Genomic DNA, 13,159 nt, shown 5'->3' with positions numbered 1-13,159 from the left:
TAGTCCTAAGTCGGATTACTTGGAGTACAGTTCCACGATCAGGTTTTCATTGATCTCGGACGACAGATCCTGACGCTCAGGAACAGACTTGAACACTCCTTCCAGCTTATCGCTATTGAATTCGATCCACTCGGGATCACCGCGCTGTGCCGCCAGCGCCAACGCCGACTGGACCCGCAGCTGCTTCTTTGCCTTTTCCCGCAGGGAAATGATGTCGCCGGCCGCTACCTGATAGGAGGGCACATTGACCACGGCTCCATTGACCAGGATGCCCTTGTGGGTCACCAGTTGCCGCGCTTCTGCGCGGGTGGAGCCGAAACCCATGCGGTAGACCACGTTGTCCAGCCTGCTTTCGAGCAGCTGCAGCAGGTTCTCGCCAGTAGCACCCTTGAGCCGTGCGGCTTCCTTGTAATAGTTGCGGAACTGCTTCTCCAGGATGCCATAGATACGACGCACCTTTTGCTTTTCGCGCAACTGCACGCCGTAATCCGACAGCCGGCCACGACGTGCGCCGTGTTGTCCTGGCACAGATTCCGGTTTGCATTTGCTTTCCAGCGCGCGCACACCGCTCTTCAGGAACAGATCGGTTCCTTCACGACGGGAAAGCTTGCACTTGGGTCCAATATATCGAGCCATGTCAATTCTTCCTGTAAGCCTTTATACGCGACGTTTCTTGGGCGGACGGCAGCCATTATGGGGGATCGGCGTCACGTCAGTGATGTTGCTGATCTTGTAGCCGCAGGAATTGAGCGCGCGTACCGCCGACTCGCGACCGGGCCCGGGACCTTTCACCTGGACGTCGAGGTTCTTCAGACCGTATTCCTTGGCCGCCTCGCCTGCACGCTCCGCCGCCACCTGGGCCGCGAACGGGGTGCTCTTGCGCGAACCCCGGAAACCGGAACCGCCGGAAGTGGCCCAGCTCAGGGTATTGCCCTGGCGATCAGTAATGGTAATAATCGTGTTGTTGAAAGACGCGTGGACGTGGGCGATCCCGTCTACCACGGTCTTGGTGATCTTCTTGCGAGTGCTCTTGGCACTTGGCTTGGCCATGTTGTCTTTCCTGCTTTAATATCAACACTGCACTGCTGTGCAGCTACACTAAAAAGGATTCGCGATGCAAAGCGCCTGCTTTACTTGCGAATCGGCTTGCGCGGACCTTTACGGGTACGGGCATTGGTCTTGGTGCGCTGGCCGCGCAGCGGCAGGCTGCGGCGATGACGCAAGCCCCGGTTGCAACCCAGATCCATCAGGCGCTTGATGTTCATCGACACTTCCCGGCGCAAATCACCTTCGACCGTCAACTCACCCACCTTGTCACGCAAGGTGTTCATCTGCTCTTCGTCGAGCTCGCCAATCTTGACGTTCTCAGCGACACCAGAATTAGCGCACAGCTTTTTGGCCTGGGTGCGCCCCACGCCGTAAATGTAGGTCAAGGCGATAACAGTATGCTTGTTATCAGGTACGTTGACGCCGGCAATACGAGCCATCCAACTCTCTCCAAATACTCTTAGTCGTCGCTGTGGGCTGAACGAACACGTCCGGGCCCGCTTGCCAACCCGGCACAGGGGGCGCGGCGCGAAAGGCGCAGCATTCTAGCGATATGTTTACTAAAAATCAACAGTCAATAGTGTTTGAGCTGCGGACTCAGCCCTGGCGCTGCTTGTGCCGGGGGTCGGTCTTGCAAATGACGCGCACCACACTGTTGCGGCGCACGACCTTGCAGTTCCTGCAGACCTTTTTAACTGATGCACGTACTTTCATTTCTTTATCTCCAATGACCGGCCGCCTGTCAGCGTCCGGAACCACCATAGGTGTTCAACTTCGCTTTTTTCATCACCGAATCGTACTGGTGAGACATCATGTGGCTCTGTACTTGAGCCATGAAGTCCATCACCACTACCACCACGATCAGCAGGGAGGTGCCGCCCAGATAGAAGGGCACATTCCACATCACTACCAGGAACTGCGGCATCAGACACACCAATGCAATATAGGCAGAACCAAACACTGTCAACCGGGTCAGTACGCCATCGATATAATTGGCGGTCTGCTGACCAGGACGTATCCCGGGAACAAATGCGCCGGAACGCTTCAGGTTGTCTGCCACTTCCTGCGGGTTGAACATCAACGCCGTGTAGAAAAAGCAGAAAAACACGATAAACGCAGTGAACAACAAAATGTTCAGCGGCTGGCCCGGCCCAATGGCCAGCGCCAGATCCTGCAGCCAGTCCGCCGAGCCGCTGGAGCCGAACCACTGCGCAATCGAGGCCGGGAACAGCAGGATACTGCTTGCGAAAATGGCCGGAATCACACCCGCCATGTTCACTTTCAGCGGCAGGTGCGAGCTCTGGGCCTGCATCATCTTGCGCCCCTGCTGGCGCTTGGCATAGTTCACGGTGATCCGCCGCTGGCCGCGCTCGATAAATACGATCATGTAGATCACGGCTATTGCCAGCGCCAGCATGAACAGGAGGATCAGGATGTTGAGCTCACCCTGCCTGGCCTGCTCCAGCGACTGGCCGATCGCGGACGGCAGGCCCGCGACAATCCCGGCGAAAATCAGCAGTGAAATGCCATTGCCCACGCCCTTCTCGGTAATCTGTTCACCCAGCCACATCATGAATACCGCGCCGGTCACCAGGGACGTAATCGCAATGACAAAGAACACCACCGAGGTGTCATATGACATGCCCTGGTTGGCCATCCCTACCGTCATGCCGGTAGCCTGGATGATGGCCAGCACCACTGTCAGGTAGCGGGTATACTGGCTGATCTTGCGCCGCCCGGACTCACCCTCCTTCTTCAACTGCTCCAGCTGCGGTGTCACCGCCGACATCAACTGCATGATAATGGACGCAGAAATGTACGGCATGATACCCAGCGCGAGAATACTCATGCGCTCTAGAGCGCCACCCGAAAACATGTTCGCCAGGCCCAGAATAGTCCCCTGGTTCTGGTTGAACAGGGCGGCCAACTGCGCCGGATCTATTCCCGGCACCGGTATGTGCGTACCGATGCGATACACGATAATCGCCATCAGCACAAAACGAAGGCGAGCAAAAAGCTCGCCCAGTCCGGCCTTCTTCGCTGCGGGCAGCTGAGCTGTTGCCATTTATTCCTCTACTTTCCCACCGGCCTGCTCTATCGCTTCGCGGGCACCCTTGGTGACCGCCAGACCTTTGACCGTAACAGCCTTGCCCAGCTCGCCCGACAGAAAAACACGTGCACGCAGGACATCCTGACGAACAAGATCTGCTTCCTTGAGCGCCTCCAGGTCGATCACCTCAGCCGCCACGGCATTGAGTTCGCCCAGGCGAACCTGGGCAGTGGTACGGGAAACACGCGAGCTAAAGCCGTACTTCGGCAGTCGCTTCTGCAGCGGCATCTGGCCGCCCTCGAAACCTGGCCGTACCTTACCGCCTGAACGGGATTTCTGGCCCTTGTGGCCCCGGCCCGCAGTCTTGCCCAGACCACTGCCGATACCCCGGCCGACGCGCTTGGCGTCCTGGCGGGAACCTGGCGCCGGGCTCAGGGTGTTCAGTCGCATATCTTCTGACATGATTTACTCCTCGATCCGAACCAGGTAGTTCACTTTGTTGATCATGCCACGTACCGAGGGCGTGTCTTCAACCTCCACGGTGTGACCGATACGCCGCAGCCCCAGGCCAGCAATACAGGCCCGGTGGTTCTTCAGGCGACCATGTTTGCTCTTGATCTGCGTAACCTTGATAGTTGCTTTAGCCATGACTAGCCAATCCAGTAATTAGTTCAGAATTTCTTCAACGGTCTTGCCGCGCTTGGCCGCGACATCGTCCGGCGAAACCATGTCCCGCAGCCCATTGAACGTCGCGCGTACTACATTGACCGGGTTGGTTGAGCCGTAGCATTTTGCCAACACATTGTGCACCCCTGCGATCTCGAGAACCGCACGCATCGCGCCGCCGGCAATAACACCGGTACCCTCGGAGGCCGGTTGCATATAGACCTTGGACGCGCCGTGGTTTGCCTTGACCGGATACTGGATGGTGCCATTGCTCAGCTCCACCTGGATCATGTTGCGGCGGGCAGCTTCCATGGCCTTCTGGATCGCAACCGGCACTTCCCGCGCCTTGCCGCGGCCGAAACCGACCTTGCCTTTACCATCGCCGACCACAGTCAGTGCGGTAAAGCCAAAAATACGGCCACCCTTTACCACCTTGGCAACCCGGTTGACCTGCACCAGCTTTTCCTGGAGGTCGCCGTCCTGCTGCTGCTTTTTCTGATCGTTAAACGCCATAACTCTACCCTAGAATTCCAGTCCGGTTTCACGGGCGGCATCGGCCAGCGCCTTGACACGTCCGTGGTACTTGTAGCCGCCGCGATCAAATGCGACTTTTTCCACTCCGACAGCCCGGGCGCGTTCGGCGACCAGCTTGCCCACTGCCGCAGCTGCTTCCGCATTGCCGGTGCTGCCGCTGCGGAGACTGCTGTCCAGCGTCGATGCACTGGCCAGTACGCGGTCACCCGCAGCCGTAATTACCTGGGCATATATGTGCCGTGGAGTACGGTGCACGCTCAGACGGTTGACACCGAGTTCACGCATGCGATTGCGGGCACGGCGTGCACGGCGCAACCTTGATTCATTCTTAGCACTCATCTCAACCTACCTACTTCTTCTTGGCTTCTTTACGGCGAACATTTTCATCGGCGTAACGAATGCCCTTACCCTTGTAAGGCTCCGGCGGACGGAAGCTGCGAATCTTGGCAGCCGCCTGGCCAACAGCCTGCTTGTCGATACCCTTTAACACGATTTCGGTCTGGGTCGGTGTTTCTGCACTGACGCCTTCCGGCAGCTGATAATCCACCGGATGCGACAACCCCACCGTAAGGTTGATGGTCTTGCCGTCAGCCTTGGCCCGATAGCCAACACCGTTGAGCAGCAACCGTTTCTCCCAGCCCTTGCTGACGCCGTGGACCATGTTGTTTACCAGCGCCCGTGTGGTCCCGGCGAGCGCCCGGACCTTTTCATTGGCATAGGCGACGTTGAGCACGCCATCTTCCTGCTTGATGTCGACACCCTCGCCGAGCACAAACGCCAGCGTGCCCATCCCGCCCTTGACGGTTATATCCCGGCCATTGAGCGTAACTTCCACACCCTTGGGCAGTGGTACCGGATTTTTCGCGACTCTAGACATGCTAAATGCCCTTCAATTCAATAATTCCTAAAAAACGGTGCAGAGCACTTCGCCACCAACACCCGCGGCACGGGCGGCACGGTCAGTCATCACACCCTTGGAGGTGGAAACAATCGCCACCCCGAGACCACCACGTACCGTTGGCACCTCGCCCTTGGCCGCATAACGGCGCAGACTCGGACGACTGACCCGGTCTATCTCGGCGATGACAGGCTTGCCCTCATAGTACTTGAGCTCAATGCTCAAGCGGGGCTTGCCGTTCTCGGAAGCTGCGGCGAATTCGCCAACATAGCCTTCTTCCTTCAACACTTGGGCAACGGCCGCCTTGAGCTTGGAACCTGGCATCTCGACGCGGGTTTTTCCCGCCATCTGGGCGTTGCGAATACGGGTCAGCATATCTGACAGCGGATCTTGCATACTCATTTTTGAATCTCTCCGTTACCAGCTGGCTTTAACCAGACCAGGTACATCACCGCGCATCGCCGCTTCCCGCAGCTTGTTGCGGCACAGGCCAAACTTCCGATACACGCCATGGGGCGGCCAGTTACCTGGCAGCGACGCTGCTTGCGAACCGGGCTCGCATCACGAGGCAATTTCTGCAGCGCGATCTGGGCGTCCCACTTGGCATCGTCAGACGCGTCCACATCACTCAGAACGGCCTTGAGGGCGGCTCTTTTGCCGGCATATTTCACTACCAGAAGAGCACGCTTCTTTTCCCGTGCGACCATCGATTTCTTAGCCATTAAATATGCCTCTTAAGCTTTCAGGGGGAAGTTGAATGCACGCAACAGCGCGCGACCTTCATCATCCGTGCGAGCGGTGGTGGTGATGGTGATGTCCATACCGCGCAACGCGTCCACCTGGTCGTACTCGATCTCCGGAAAGATAATCTGTTCACTGACGCCCATCGCAAAGTTGCCACGACCGTCAAAGGACTTCGGGCTGACGCCGCGGAAATCCCGTATCCGGGGAATGGCGATGCTGACCAGGCGCTCAAGAAACTCGTACATCCGGTCCGCGCGCAGGGTCACCTTGCAGCCAATGGGCCAGCCATCGCGAATCTTGAACCCGGCGATGGACTTGCGCGCGAGTGTCACTACCGGCTTCTGGCCAGAGATCTTCTGCATGTCGCCAACCGCACTTTCGAGCACCTTTTTGTCGCCAACCGCCTCACCCACACCCATGTTCAGGGTGATCTTGGTAATGCGCGGGATCTCCATCACATTGTCCAGACCCAGCTCTTCCTTCAAACGCGGAGCAATCTCGGTCCTGTATTTGTCTTTCAACGTTGCCATGTCTTTTACCCTTGACCCCCGACTCAGGCGTCTATCGCCTCGCCACTGGATTTGAAGATACGCTGTTTGGCATCCCCTTCCACCTTGAAACCAACACGGTCGGCCTTGCTGGTGGCCGGATTGTAGATCGCGACATTGGACACCTGGATCGGGGCCTCACGCTCTACAATGCCGCCAGCCACGCCCATCTGCGGATTGGGCCGGGTGTGCTTCTTCACCATATTGATGCCACTGACGACCACGCGGTTGTCTGCGAGCACCTTGCGAACCTTGCCGCGCTTACCCTTGTCCTTGCCGGCCAGGATAATCACTTCGTCATCGCGCTTGATCTTGGACATTTTCCTTCCTCTCCCTGCTGGCCGGATCAGATAACTTCCGGAGCCAGAGAAATAATCTTCATGAACTTTTCACCGCGCAACTCGCGAGTCACGGGGCCAAATATACGGGTGCCGATCGGCGCCTGCTGGGTGTTGAGCAGCACAGCGGCGTTATCGTCAAACTTGATGAGTGACCCGTCGGCCCGGCGCACACCTTTGCGAGTCCGCACCACCACGGCAGTCATCACCTGGCCCTTCTTGACCTTGCCGCGGGGAATGGCTTCCTTGACAGTAACCTTGATCAGGTCCCCGACACGTGCATAGCGGCGCTTGGAGCCGCCCAGTACCTTGATACACATCACCCGGCGGGCGCCGCTGTTGTCAGCAACTTCCAAATACGACTCTGTCTGAATCATGCTCTACTCCAAACTGCGACTGTTGTCGCAAAATCCTGCGCTTAAACCTGCGGGGCGCTTTCTACCACTTCCAGCAATTTCCAGGTCTTGCTCTTGGAAATCGGGCGCGACTCAGTAACCTTGACCGTATCACCAATACCACATGAGTTGTCTTCATCATGGGCGTGGATCTTGGACGAGCGAGTGATGTACTTGCCATACACCGGGTGCTTCACCCGACGCTCGATCAGCACAGTGATCGTCTTGTCCATCTTGTTGCTGACAACCTTACCGGTTGCAGTACGTACACGTTTCTCTGCACCTGACATGCTCAGTTACCCGCCTTTTCTCTCAGTACAGTCTTGACGCGTGCGATGTCGCGCTGGTTCTGCTGGAGCAGGTGAGTCTGCCCGAGCTGACCAGTGGACTTCTGCATGCGCAGCTTGAACTGCTCCTCACGCAGGGTGAGCAGCTGCTTGTTCAGGTCCTCATCGGACTTATCACGCAATTCGCTACCTTTCATCACATCACCGACCGTTTAACAAATGTTGTTTCCACTGGAATCTTGGCCGCGGCAAGCGCAAATGCCTCACGAGCCAACTCCTCGGAAACACCCTGCACTTCATACAGCACCTTGCCGGGCTGAACCTGGGCCACCCAGTACTCGACGTTGCCCTTGCCCTTGCCCTGCCGCACTTCCAGCGGCTTGCCAGTGATGGGCTTGTCCGGAAAGATGCGAATCCAGATTTTTCCACCGCGCTTGATGTGGCGGGTCATTGCGCGACGGGCCGCCTCGATCTGGCGCGCGGTGATACGGCCGCGCCCGATCGCTTTCAAACCGAATTCGCCGAAGCTGACCTTGCTGCCACGCTCGGCCAGGCCGCGGTTGCGGCCCTTCATCATTTTGCGAAACTTTGTACGCTTTGGTTGAAGCATCTGCGTAACCCTTAATTAGTTGCTGTCTTCTTGGCGCTGTCGGATTGGTCGCCGGCGCCAATCACCTCGCCTTTGAATATCCACACCTTGACCCCGATAATGCCGTAGGTGGTCACCGCCTCGTAGGTCGCGTAATCAATGTCGGCGCGCAGTGTGTGCAGTGGCACACGGCCTTCCCGATACCATTCGCTGCGCGCAATCTCGGCACCGCCAAGACGGCCGCCCACCTGGATCTTGATGCCCTCTGCGCCCTGGCGCATGGCATTCTGCACCACCCGCTTCATCGCGCGGCGGAACATCACCCGGCGCTCCAGCTGTTGCGCGACATTCTGCGCCACCAGCTTGGCATCGAGATCCGGCTTGCGGATTTCCTCGATATTGATGTGCACCGGTACACCCATCTTCGCGGCCAGCTTTTTGCGCAGGCCATCGACATCCTCACCCTTCTTGCCGATAACGATACCGGGGCGCGCCGTGTGGATGGTGATACGCGCGGTCTGGGCGGGACGCTCGATAACGATACGGCTGACGGAGGCATGCTCCAGCGCCTTCTCGATGTACTTGCGCACCTCGAGATCGGCAATCAGCGTCTTCGCATAATTCTTGCTATCGGCATACCAGATCGAATTGTGATCCTTGACGATGCCTAACCGTATGCCGACTGGATGTACTTTCTGACCCATTTGGTCTTCTCCTGAACCTTAGCCTTCGCTGTCTGCAACTTTAACCGTGATATGGCAGGAGCGCTTGAATATACGATCCGCACGACCCTTGGCCCGTGGGCGAAGGCGCTTCATGGTAGTGCCTTCATCCACGAAAATAGTGGACACCTTCAATTCGTCGACGTCCGCGCCCTCATTGTTCTCCGCATTGGCAATCGCAGAGTCAAGAATCTTCTTGACGAGATGGGCCGCCTTCTTGGGGCTGTACTCCAGCAGGCTCAGCGCTTCTTCAACAGGCTTGCCACGCACCTGGTCTGCGACCAGCCGGGCCTTCTGCGCCGAAATTCGCGCGCCTTTAAGTCTTGCTGCAACTTCCATTTTCCTAAACCTCGCTATAGACCCGCGCCTAGCGCTTCGCCTTCTTGTCCACAATATGGCCCTTGAACGTGCGGGTTGCCGCAAATTCACCCAGCTTGTGACCAACCATGTCTTCGTTGATCAGCACCGGGACGTGCTGACGACCATTGTGAATGGCAATCGTCAAGCCAACCATGTCGGGCGACACCATGGAACGACGCGACCAGGTCTTGATCGGACGACGATCGTTGCTTTCAATCGCTGCTTCAACCTTCTTTACCAGGTGAAGGTCGATAAAGGGACCTTTCTTCAGTGAACGCGGCACTATTTCTTCCTCTAATCTCTTGGCTCTATCGACCGAACTTACTTCTTGCCACGACGGCGCACAATCAGGCGGTCCGTGCGCTTGTTCGAGCGAGTCTTGTAACCCTTGGTAGGCGTACCCCAGGGACTGACCGGATGACGACCACCGGAGGTACGACCTTCACCACCGCCATGCGGGTGATCTACCGGGTTCATCGCCACACCGCGAACGGTGGGCCTGACCCCGCGCCAGCGCGCGGCACCTGCCTTGCCCAGCTTGCGCAAGCTGTGTTCGGAATTCGACACCTCGCCCAGCGTGGCGCGACAGTCGGACAGCACCTTGCGCATCTCACCTGAACGCAGACGCAGCGTGGCATACTGCCCTTCCCGCGCCACCAGCTGCACCGAGGCACCGGCGGAGCGTGCAATCTGCGCCCCTTTCCCGGGCTTCATTTCCACTGCGTGAATCACTGAACCCACAGGGATATTGCGCAGCGGCAAACAGTTGCCCGTCTTGATCGAGGCCGCGGAACCGGACAGCAGTGTATCACCGGCCTTCACCCCCTTGGGGGCGATGATGTAGCGGCGTTCGCCATCGGCGAACAACAGCAGCGCAATATGGGCGGTGCGGTTCGGGTCGTATTCAATGCGTTCCACCTTGGCGGGAATCCCGTCCTTGGCGCGCTTGAAATCGATAATCCGGTAGTGCTGCTTGTGGCCACCGCCAATGTGCCGGGTTGTGATCCGGCCATTGTTGTTGCGGCCGCCATTGCGGGTCTGCCGCTCCAGCAGTGGCGCATAGGGATCACCCTTGTGCAGGCCCTCGCTGTGTACGCGGACGACATGACGACGGCCGGGCGAAGTGGGTTTGCTTGTCAGAACTGCCATCTTGAACCTACTCCTTACTCAGCCACGGCAAAGTCGATGTCCTGACCCTGCTCCAGGCGCACGTATGCCTTCTTCCAGGTCGACTTGGCACTGAGGCCATAGCGATTGCGCTTGACCTTGCCTTTTACTTTCAGGGTCTGGACTGCGTCCACCTTGACCTTGAACAGCTGCTCGACCGACTTCTTGATCTCCGCCTTGGAGGCGTCCACAGCCACCTTGAACACGTACTGGTTGTTGCTGTCTGCCAGCACCGCCGCCTTTTCGGATACGTGCGGGGCGAGCAACACCTGGAAAATGCGCTCCTGGTTCATGCCAGCATCTCCTCAATTTTCTTGACCGCGTCCACTGTAACCATGACCTTGTCATAGGCGACCAGGCTCACCGGATCGACGCCATCCACATCGCGCACATCTACCTTGTGCAGGTTACGTGCGGCCAGATACAGGTTTTCGCCCAGCTCTGACGTCACGATCAGCACGTTATCGAGGCCGTATTCGCCCAGCTGCTGTGCCAGCAACCTGGTCTTCGGCGCCTCGATATCGAGGCTTTCCACTACTATCAGTCGATCCTGGCGCGCCAGCTCCGACATGATGGAGCGCATCGCGGCCCGGTACATCTTGCGATTGACCTTCTGCGAGTGATCCTGGGGCTGGGCAGCAAAGGTCACCCCGCCGCTGCGCCAGATGGGGGAACGAATGGTCCCTGCCCGGGCACGGCCGGTGCCCTTCTGGCGCCAGGGCTTCTTGCCACCGCCCCTGACCGCAGCGCGGTTCTTCTGAGCGCGAGTACCCTGACGGGCACCGGCCAGATAGGCAGTAACAACCTGGTGAACCAGGTCCTCGTTGTATTCGCGCGCAAAGGCAACATCGGAAACGGATACTGTACCCGCTGCAGCGTTACCCGGCTTCACTACACTCAATTCCACGTTAGAGACCCCCTAACCTTAAGCCTTGACTGCGGGACGTACGATAACGTCTCCGCCGGGTGCACCGGGTACCGCGCCCTTGATGAGCAGCAAATTGCGCTCAACATCGACCCGGACGATTTCCAGCCCCTGGGTGGTGACGCTCTCAGCGCCCATGTGCCCGGACATTTTCTTGCCCTTGAAGACACGGCCAGGCGTCTGGCACTGCCCGATGGAACCCGGAGCGCGGTGCGACAGGGAGTTGCCGTGAGTGGCATCCTGCATCGAGAAATTCCAGCGCTTGATTACGCCCTGGAAGCCCTTGCCCTTGGATTTGCCGGCAACATCGACCTTCTGTCCAACCTCGAAACGCTCGACAGTCAACTCGGAGCCGATCGACGGGGCCTCATCAGCCTCTGCCAGCCGAAATTCCCACAGACCGAGGCCCGCTTCGACACCCGCCTTGGCGAAATGTCCGGCCGCTGATTTACTCACTTTCGAGGCCTTGCGGCTGCCCGCGGTGACCTGGATTGCGCGATAGCCATCGCTATCGAGCTCTTTGATCTGAGTAACGCGGTTTGGAGCTACCTCCACTACGGTTACTGGAATGGATATGCCGTCCTCGGTAAAAACGCGAGTCATACCGGACTTACGGCCGACTAAGCCAATAGTCATTATGCTAACCTCTCAGTGTACGGGGCTTACCCTCTATGGCCGCCCCGCCTGTCTGTGACAGTGCTGGGCGTTACACACTCGGGACTCCTGCCCCAAGCAGGTCTTGCTACTAGTTGTAGTTAACCAAGACTGATCTGTACTTCGACACCTGCTGCCAGGTCCAACTTCATCAGGGCGTCTACAGTTTTCTCTGTAGGCTCCACGATGTCCAACAGACGCTTGTGGGTACGAATTTCGTACTGGTCACGCGCATCTTTATTTACGTGCGGAGAAACCAGCACGGTGAACTTTTCCTTCCGGGTGGGGAGGGGGATGGGGCCTTTGACCTGGGCACCGGTACGGCGCGCCGTTTCCACGATCTCCTGAGTAGATGTATCTATCAGGCGATGATCAAAAGCCTTGAGACGAATTCGAATGCGCTGACTCTGCACCAGTCTAACTCCAGCCAATAAAAAACCAGGGGTCCGCAAAGGAGCCCCCCGAAAAAGGAACGCGAATTCTAAAGAGCGGGCAACATCCTGTCAAGCACGCCCTGCGATATATTTTGGATCCCCGGCGGGTCAGGCGGCACAGTTGACACAAAGCACTGCTTCCGGCAGCACCGCCAGCCTCGCCGGGGCGATTTCCTCGCCGCAGCGCTCGCAGATTCCGTAGCTGCCGGCTTCCAGCCGGGCCAGGGCGGCCTGTACCTCCCGCAGCGACTGCGCGGTCTCCACCCCGATGGCGTCCACCACCTCATCGTTCTCGCGCTCCTGCGCCTGCTCGGCGGCATCCAGCGAGTGCTCTTTGCCAATGTCCCGCCGGATTCGCTCCAGGCGCTCCTGCAATCTCGCGAGTTTTTCCTCAAGCTGGCGCTTCAGCGCGGCATTGGTCACGGTGCTGGTCTCCTTCATTTATTCAACTGCATTGAGCATGCAGTAGAGTGCGTCCTTAAGGTGCAGCCGCTGCACCTTGGCGCGCTCCTCTGTACGTGTCGCGGCCGGCGTCACTTCATTCTCCATATTTTCGATACTGCGGGTCAGTTCGTGATATTCATCGAACAGCTTGCGGAAGTGGGTATCAGTTGTTTTCAGCTTGTGTATACGCTCCCGGAATTCGGGAAATTCGTGTACCAGATCGTGATGTTCTACAGACATGCTGGGGGCCTCCTCGCCGCGCCGGATGGTGCGTCTATTACTACTGCCCAGCATACGCTCTTTGCGGTCGAACCGCCTTGATCCATATCAGCACGACCCTGTGATGCGGTCTGGAGA

27 protein-coding genes and 1 pseudogene are annotated in these 13,159 nt (G+C 58.0%); all 28 read right to left on the bottom strand.

What is annotated here, in order from left to right; all coding sequences use genetic code 11:
* Window positions 1–15: 15 nt before the first annotated feature.
* Complete coding sequence (rpsD, locus tag G3T16_RS13250; protein WP_163495665.1) at window positions 16–636, bottom strand: 30S ribosomal protein S4; 621 nt, start codon at window positions 634–636, stop codon at window positions 16–18.
* A gap of 21 nt (window positions 637–657) precedes the next feature.
* Complete coding sequence (gene rpsK, locus G3T16_RS13245) at window positions 658–1,050, bottom strand: 30S ribosomal protein S11 (protein ID WP_163495664.1); 393 nt, start codon at window positions 1,048–1,050, stop codon at window positions 658–660.
* Between the two features lie 80 nt (window positions 1,051–1,130).
* A complete protein-coding gene (rpsM, locus tag G3T16_RS13240; protein ID WP_163495663.1) occupies window positions 1,131–1,487 on the bottom strand; it encodes a 30S ribosomal protein S13 in 357 nt (118 codons plus the stop codon).
* Between the two features lie 157 nt (window positions 1,488–1,644).
* Entirely contained in the window at window positions 1,645–1,761 is a 117-nt protein-coding gene (rpmJ, locus tag G3T16_RS13235; RefSeq protein WP_163495662.1) for a 50S ribosomal protein L36, read from the bottom strand.
* Window positions 1,762–1,789: 28 nt separating this feature from the next.
* Window positions 1,790–3,112, bottom strand: coding sequence for a preprotein translocase subunit SecY (gene secY, locus G3T16_RS13230; protein ID WP_163495661.1), 1,323 nt, complete (start codon window positions 3,110–3,112; stop codon window positions 1,790–1,792).
* Window positions 3,113–3,547, bottom strand: a complete 435-nt coding sequence (gene rplO / locus G3T16_RS13225; protein WP_163497098.1) for a 50S ribosomal protein L15 — start codon at window positions 3,545–3,547, stop codon at window positions 3,113–3,115.
* Window positions 3,548–3,562: 15 nt separating this feature from the next.
* Window positions 3,563–3,745, bottom strand: a complete 183-nt coding sequence (gene rpmD / locus G3T16_RS13220) for a 50S ribosomal protein L30 (protein ID WP_163495660.1) — start codon at window positions 3,743–3,745, stop codon at window positions 3,563–3,565.
* Window positions 3,746–3,763: 18 nt separating this feature from the next.
* Complete coding sequence (rpsE, locus tag G3T16_RS13215) at window positions 3,764–4,276, bottom strand: 30S ribosomal protein S5 (RefSeq protein ID WP_163495659.1); 513 nt, start codon at window positions 4,274–4,276, stop codon at window positions 3,764–3,766.
* A 9-nt stretch (window positions 4,277–4,285) separates the two neighbouring features.
* A complete protein-coding gene (rplR, locus tag G3T16_RS13210) occupies window positions 4,286–4,636 on the bottom strand; it encodes a 50S ribosomal protein L18 (protein ID WP_163495658.1) in 351 nt (116 codons plus the stop codon).
* A gap of 10 nt (window positions 4,637–4,646) precedes the next feature.
* Window positions 4,647–5,174, bottom strand: coding sequence for a 50S ribosomal protein L6 (gene rplF, locus G3T16_RS13205; RefSeq protein WP_163495657.1), 528 nt, complete (start codon window positions 5,172–5,174; stop codon window positions 4,647–4,649).
* Window positions 5,175–5,201: 27 nt separating this feature from the next.
* Window positions 5,202–5,597 carry a 30S ribosomal protein S8 gene (gene rpsH / locus G3T16_RS13200; protein WP_163495656.1) on the bottom strand — a complete coding sequence of 132 codons (396 nt, stop codon included), beginning with the start codon at window positions 5,595–5,597 and terminating at the stop codon, window positions 5,202–5,204.
* A 15-nt stretch (window positions 5,598–5,612) separates the two neighbouring features.
* Window positions 5,613–5,917 (bottom strand): annotated as a pseudogene (rpsN, locus tag G3T16_RS13195) (30S ribosomal protein S14).
* A 12-nt stretch (window positions 5,918–5,929) separates the two neighbouring features.
* Window positions 5,930–6,469, bottom strand: coding sequence for a 50S ribosomal protein L5 (rplE, locus tag G3T16_RS13190; protein WP_163495655.1), 540 nt, complete (start codon window positions 6,467–6,469; stop codon window positions 5,930–5,932).
* Window positions 6,470–6,492: 23 nt separating this feature from the next.
* Window positions 6,493–6,807 carry a 50S ribosomal protein L24 gene (rplX, locus tag G3T16_RS13185; RefSeq protein ID WP_163495654.1) on the bottom strand — a complete coding sequence of 105 codons (315 nt, stop codon included), beginning with the start codon at window positions 6,805–6,807 and terminating at the stop codon, window positions 6,493–6,495.
* A 26-nt stretch (window positions 6,808–6,833) separates the two neighbouring features.
* Entirely contained in the window at window positions 6,834–7,202 is a 369-nt protein-coding gene (rplN, locus tag G3T16_RS13180; protein ID WP_163495653.1) for a 50S ribosomal protein L14, read from the bottom strand.
* 41 nt (window positions 7,203–7,243) lie between these two features.
* Window positions 7,244–7,510, bottom strand: a complete 267-nt coding sequence (rpsQ, locus tag G3T16_RS13175) for a 30S ribosomal protein S17 (RefSeq protein WP_197911667.1) — start codon at window positions 7,508–7,510, stop codon at window positions 7,244–7,246.
* Between the two features lie 2 nt (window positions 7,511–7,512).
* Entirely contained in the window at window positions 7,513–7,704 is a 192-nt protein-coding gene (rpmC, locus tag G3T16_RS13170; protein WP_163495652.1) for a 50S ribosomal protein L29, read from the bottom strand.
* Window positions 7,704–8,117, bottom strand: a complete 414-nt coding sequence (rplP, locus tag G3T16_RS13165) for a 50S ribosomal protein L16 (RefSeq protein WP_163495651.1) — start codon at window positions 8,115–8,117, stop codon at window positions 7,704–7,706. Before rplP ends, rpmC begins: the two co-directional genes overlap by 1 nt.
* 11 nt (window positions 8,118–8,128) lie before the next feature.
* Window positions 8,129–8,800: a 30S ribosomal protein S3 gene (gene rpsC, locus G3T16_RS13160; protein WP_163495650.1), complete on the bottom strand. Its 672-nt coding sequence runs from the start codon at window positions 8,798–8,800 to the stop codon at window positions 8,129–8,131.
* 18 nt (window positions 8,801–8,818) lie between these two features.
* The gene (gene rplV / locus G3T16_RS13155) at window positions 8,819–9,157 is read right to left on the bottom strand and encodes a 50S ribosomal protein L22 (RefSeq protein WP_163495649.1); all 339 of its coding nucleotides are present in this window, start codon (window positions 9,155–9,157) and stop codon (window positions 8,819–8,821) included.
* 28 nt (window positions 9,158–9,185) lie between these two features.
* Complete coding sequence (gene rpsS / locus G3T16_RS13150) at window positions 9,186–9,461, bottom strand: 30S ribosomal protein S19 (protein WP_163495648.1); 276 nt, start codon at window positions 9,459–9,461, stop codon at window positions 9,186–9,188.
* A 38-nt stretch (window positions 9,462–9,499) separates the two neighbouring features.
* Window positions 9,500–10,327 (bottom strand): 50S ribosomal protein L2, encoded by an 828-nt coding sequence (gene rplB / locus G3T16_RS13145; RefSeq protein ID WP_163495647.1) that lies wholly within the window; start codon window positions 10,325–10,327, stop codon window positions 9,500–9,502.
* A 14-nt stretch (window positions 10,328–10,341) separates the two neighbouring features.
* Window positions 10,342–10,638: a 50S ribosomal protein L23 gene (gene rplW, locus G3T16_RS13140; protein ID WP_163495646.1), complete on the bottom strand. Its 297-nt coding sequence runs from the start codon at window positions 10,636–10,638 to the stop codon at window positions 10,342–10,344.
* Window positions 10,635–11,252, bottom strand: coding sequence for a 50S ribosomal protein L4 (gene rplD, locus G3T16_RS13135; protein WP_163495645.1), 618 nt, complete (start codon window positions 11,250–11,252; stop codon window positions 10,635–10,637). The genes rplW and rplD overlap by 4 nt, the downstream gene beginning before the upstream one ends.
* 18 nt (window positions 11,253–11,270) lie before the next feature.
* A complete protein-coding gene (rplC, locus tag G3T16_RS13130) occupies window positions 11,271–11,906 on the bottom strand; it encodes a 50S ribosomal protein L3 (RefSeq protein ID WP_163495644.1) in 636 nt (211 codons plus the stop codon).
* A 119-nt stretch (window positions 11,907–12,025) separates the two neighbouring features.
* Window positions 12,026–12,337 carry a 30S ribosomal protein S10 gene (gene rpsJ, locus G3T16_RS13125; RefSeq protein ID WP_163495643.1) on the bottom strand — a complete coding sequence of 104 codons (312 nt, stop codon included), beginning with the start codon at window positions 12,335–12,337 and terminating at the stop codon, window positions 12,026–12,028.
* A 129-nt stretch (window positions 12,338–12,466) separates the two neighbouring features.
* Window positions 12,467–12,799 (bottom strand): TraR/DksA family transcriptional regulator, encoded by a 333-nt coding sequence (locus G3T16_RS13120; RefSeq protein WP_163495642.1) that lies wholly within the window; start codon window positions 12,797–12,799, stop codon window positions 12,467–12,469.
* Complete coding sequence (locus G3T16_RS13115; RefSeq protein WP_163495641.1) at window positions 12,800–13,042, bottom strand: YdcH family protein; 243 nt, start codon at window positions 13,040–13,042, stop codon at window positions 12,800–12,802.
* Window positions 13,043–13,159: the final 117 nt, after the last annotated feature.

Origin of the sequence: Kineobactrum salinum, assembly GCF_010669285.1 — a bacterium.
Lineage (GTDB): Bacteria > Pseudomonadota > Gammaproteobacteria > Pseudomonadales > Halieaceae > Kineobactrum > Kineobactrum salinum.
This window is presented reverse-complemented; position numbering and strand designations above follow the sequence as displayed.

Excerpts from the sequence above, each read along its gene's own strand:
- rpsD (WP_163495665.1), bottom strand. The coding sequence starts at position 636 with ATGGCTCGATATATTGGACCCAAGTGCAAGCTTTCCCGTCGTGAAGGA.
- rpsK (WP_163495664.1), bottom strand. The coding sequence starts at position 1,050 with ATGGCCAAGCCAAGTGCCAAGAGCACTCGCAAGAAGATCACCAAGACC.
- rpsM (WP_163495663.1), bottom strand. The coding sequence starts at position 1,487 with ATGGCTCGTATTGCCGGCGTCAACGTACCTGATAACAAGCATACTGTT.
- rpmJ (WP_163495662.1), bottom strand. The coding sequence starts at position 1,761 with ATGAAAGTACGTGCATCAGTTAAAAAGGTCTGCAGGAACTGCAAGGTC.
- secY (WP_163495661.1), bottom strand. The coding sequence starts at position 3,112 with ATGGCAACAGCTCAGCTGCCCGCAGCGAAGAAGGCCGGACTGGGCGAG.
- rplO (WP_163497098.1), bottom strand. The coding sequence starts at position 3,547 with ATGCGACTGAACACCCTGAGCCCGGCGCCAGGTTCCCGCCAGGACGCC.
- rpmD (WP_163495660.1), bottom strand. The coding sequence starts at position 3,745 with ATGGCTAAAGCAACTATCAAGGTTACGCAGATCAAGAGCAAACATGGT.
- rpsE (WP_163495659.1), bottom strand. The coding sequence starts at position 4,276 with ATGGCGTTTAACGATCAGAAAAAGCAGCAGCAGGACGGCGACCTCCAG.
- rplR (WP_163495658.1), bottom strand. The coding sequence starts at position 4,636 with ATGAGTGCTAAGAATGAATCAAGGTTGCGCCGTGCACGCCGTGCCCGC.
- rplF (WP_163495657.1), bottom strand. The coding sequence starts at position 5,174 with ATGTCTAGAGTCGCGAAAAATCCGGTACCACTGCCCAAGGGTGTGGAA.
- rpsH (WP_163495656.1), bottom strand. The coding sequence starts at position 5,597 with ATGAGTATGCAAGATCCGCTGTCAGATATGCTGACCCGTATTCGCAAC.
- rplE (WP_163495655.1), bottom strand. The coding sequence starts at position 6,469 with ATGGCAACGTTGAAAGACAAATACAGGACCGAGATTGCTCCGCGTTTG.
- rplX (WP_163495654.1), bottom strand. The coding sequence starts at position 6,807 with ATGTCCAAGATCAAGCGCGATGACGAAGTGATTATCCTGGCCGGCAAG.
- rplN (WP_163495653.1), bottom strand. The coding sequence starts at position 7,202 with ATGATTCAGACAGAGTCGTATTTGGAAGTTGCTGACAACAGCGGCGCC.
- rpsQ (WP_197911667.1), bottom strand. The coding sequence starts at position 7,510 with ATGTCAGGTGCAGAGAAACGTGTACGTACTGCAACCGGTAAGGTTGTC.
- rpmC (WP_163495652.1), bottom strand. The coding sequence starts at position 7,704 with ATGAAAGGTAGCGAATTGCGTGATAAGTCCGATGAGGACCTGAACAAG.
- rplP (WP_163495651.1), bottom strand. The coding sequence starts at position 8,117 with ATGCTTCAACCAAAGCGTACAAAGTTTCGCAAAATGATGAAGGGCCGC.
- rpsC (WP_163495650.1), bottom strand. The coding sequence starts at position 8,800 with ATGGGTCAGAAAGTACATCCAGTCGGCATACGGTTAGGCATCGTCAAG.
- rplV (WP_163495649.1), bottom strand. The coding sequence starts at position 9,157 with ATGGAAGTTGCAGCAAGACTTAAAGGCGCGCGAATTTCGGCGCAGAAG.
- rplB (WP_163495647.1), bottom strand. The coding sequence starts at position 10,327 with ATGGCAGTTCTGACAAGCAAACCCACTTCGCCCGGCCGTCGTCATGTC.
- rplW (WP_163495646.1), bottom strand. The coding sequence starts at position 10,638 with ATGAACCAGGAGCGCATTTTCCAGGTGTTGCTCGCCCCGCACGTATCC.
- rplC (WP_163495644.1), bottom strand. The coding sequence starts at position 11,906 with ATGACTATTGGCTTAGTCGGCCGTAAGTCCGGTATGACTCGCGTTTTT.
- G3T16_RS13120 (WP_163495642.1), bottom strand. The coding sequence starts at position 12,799 with ATGAAGGAGACCAGCACCGTGACCAATGCCGCGCTGAAGCGCCAGCTT.
- G3T16_RS13115 (WP_163495641.1), bottom strand. The coding sequence starts at position 13,042 with ATGTCTGTAGAACATCACGATCTGGTACACGAATTTCCCGAATTCCGG.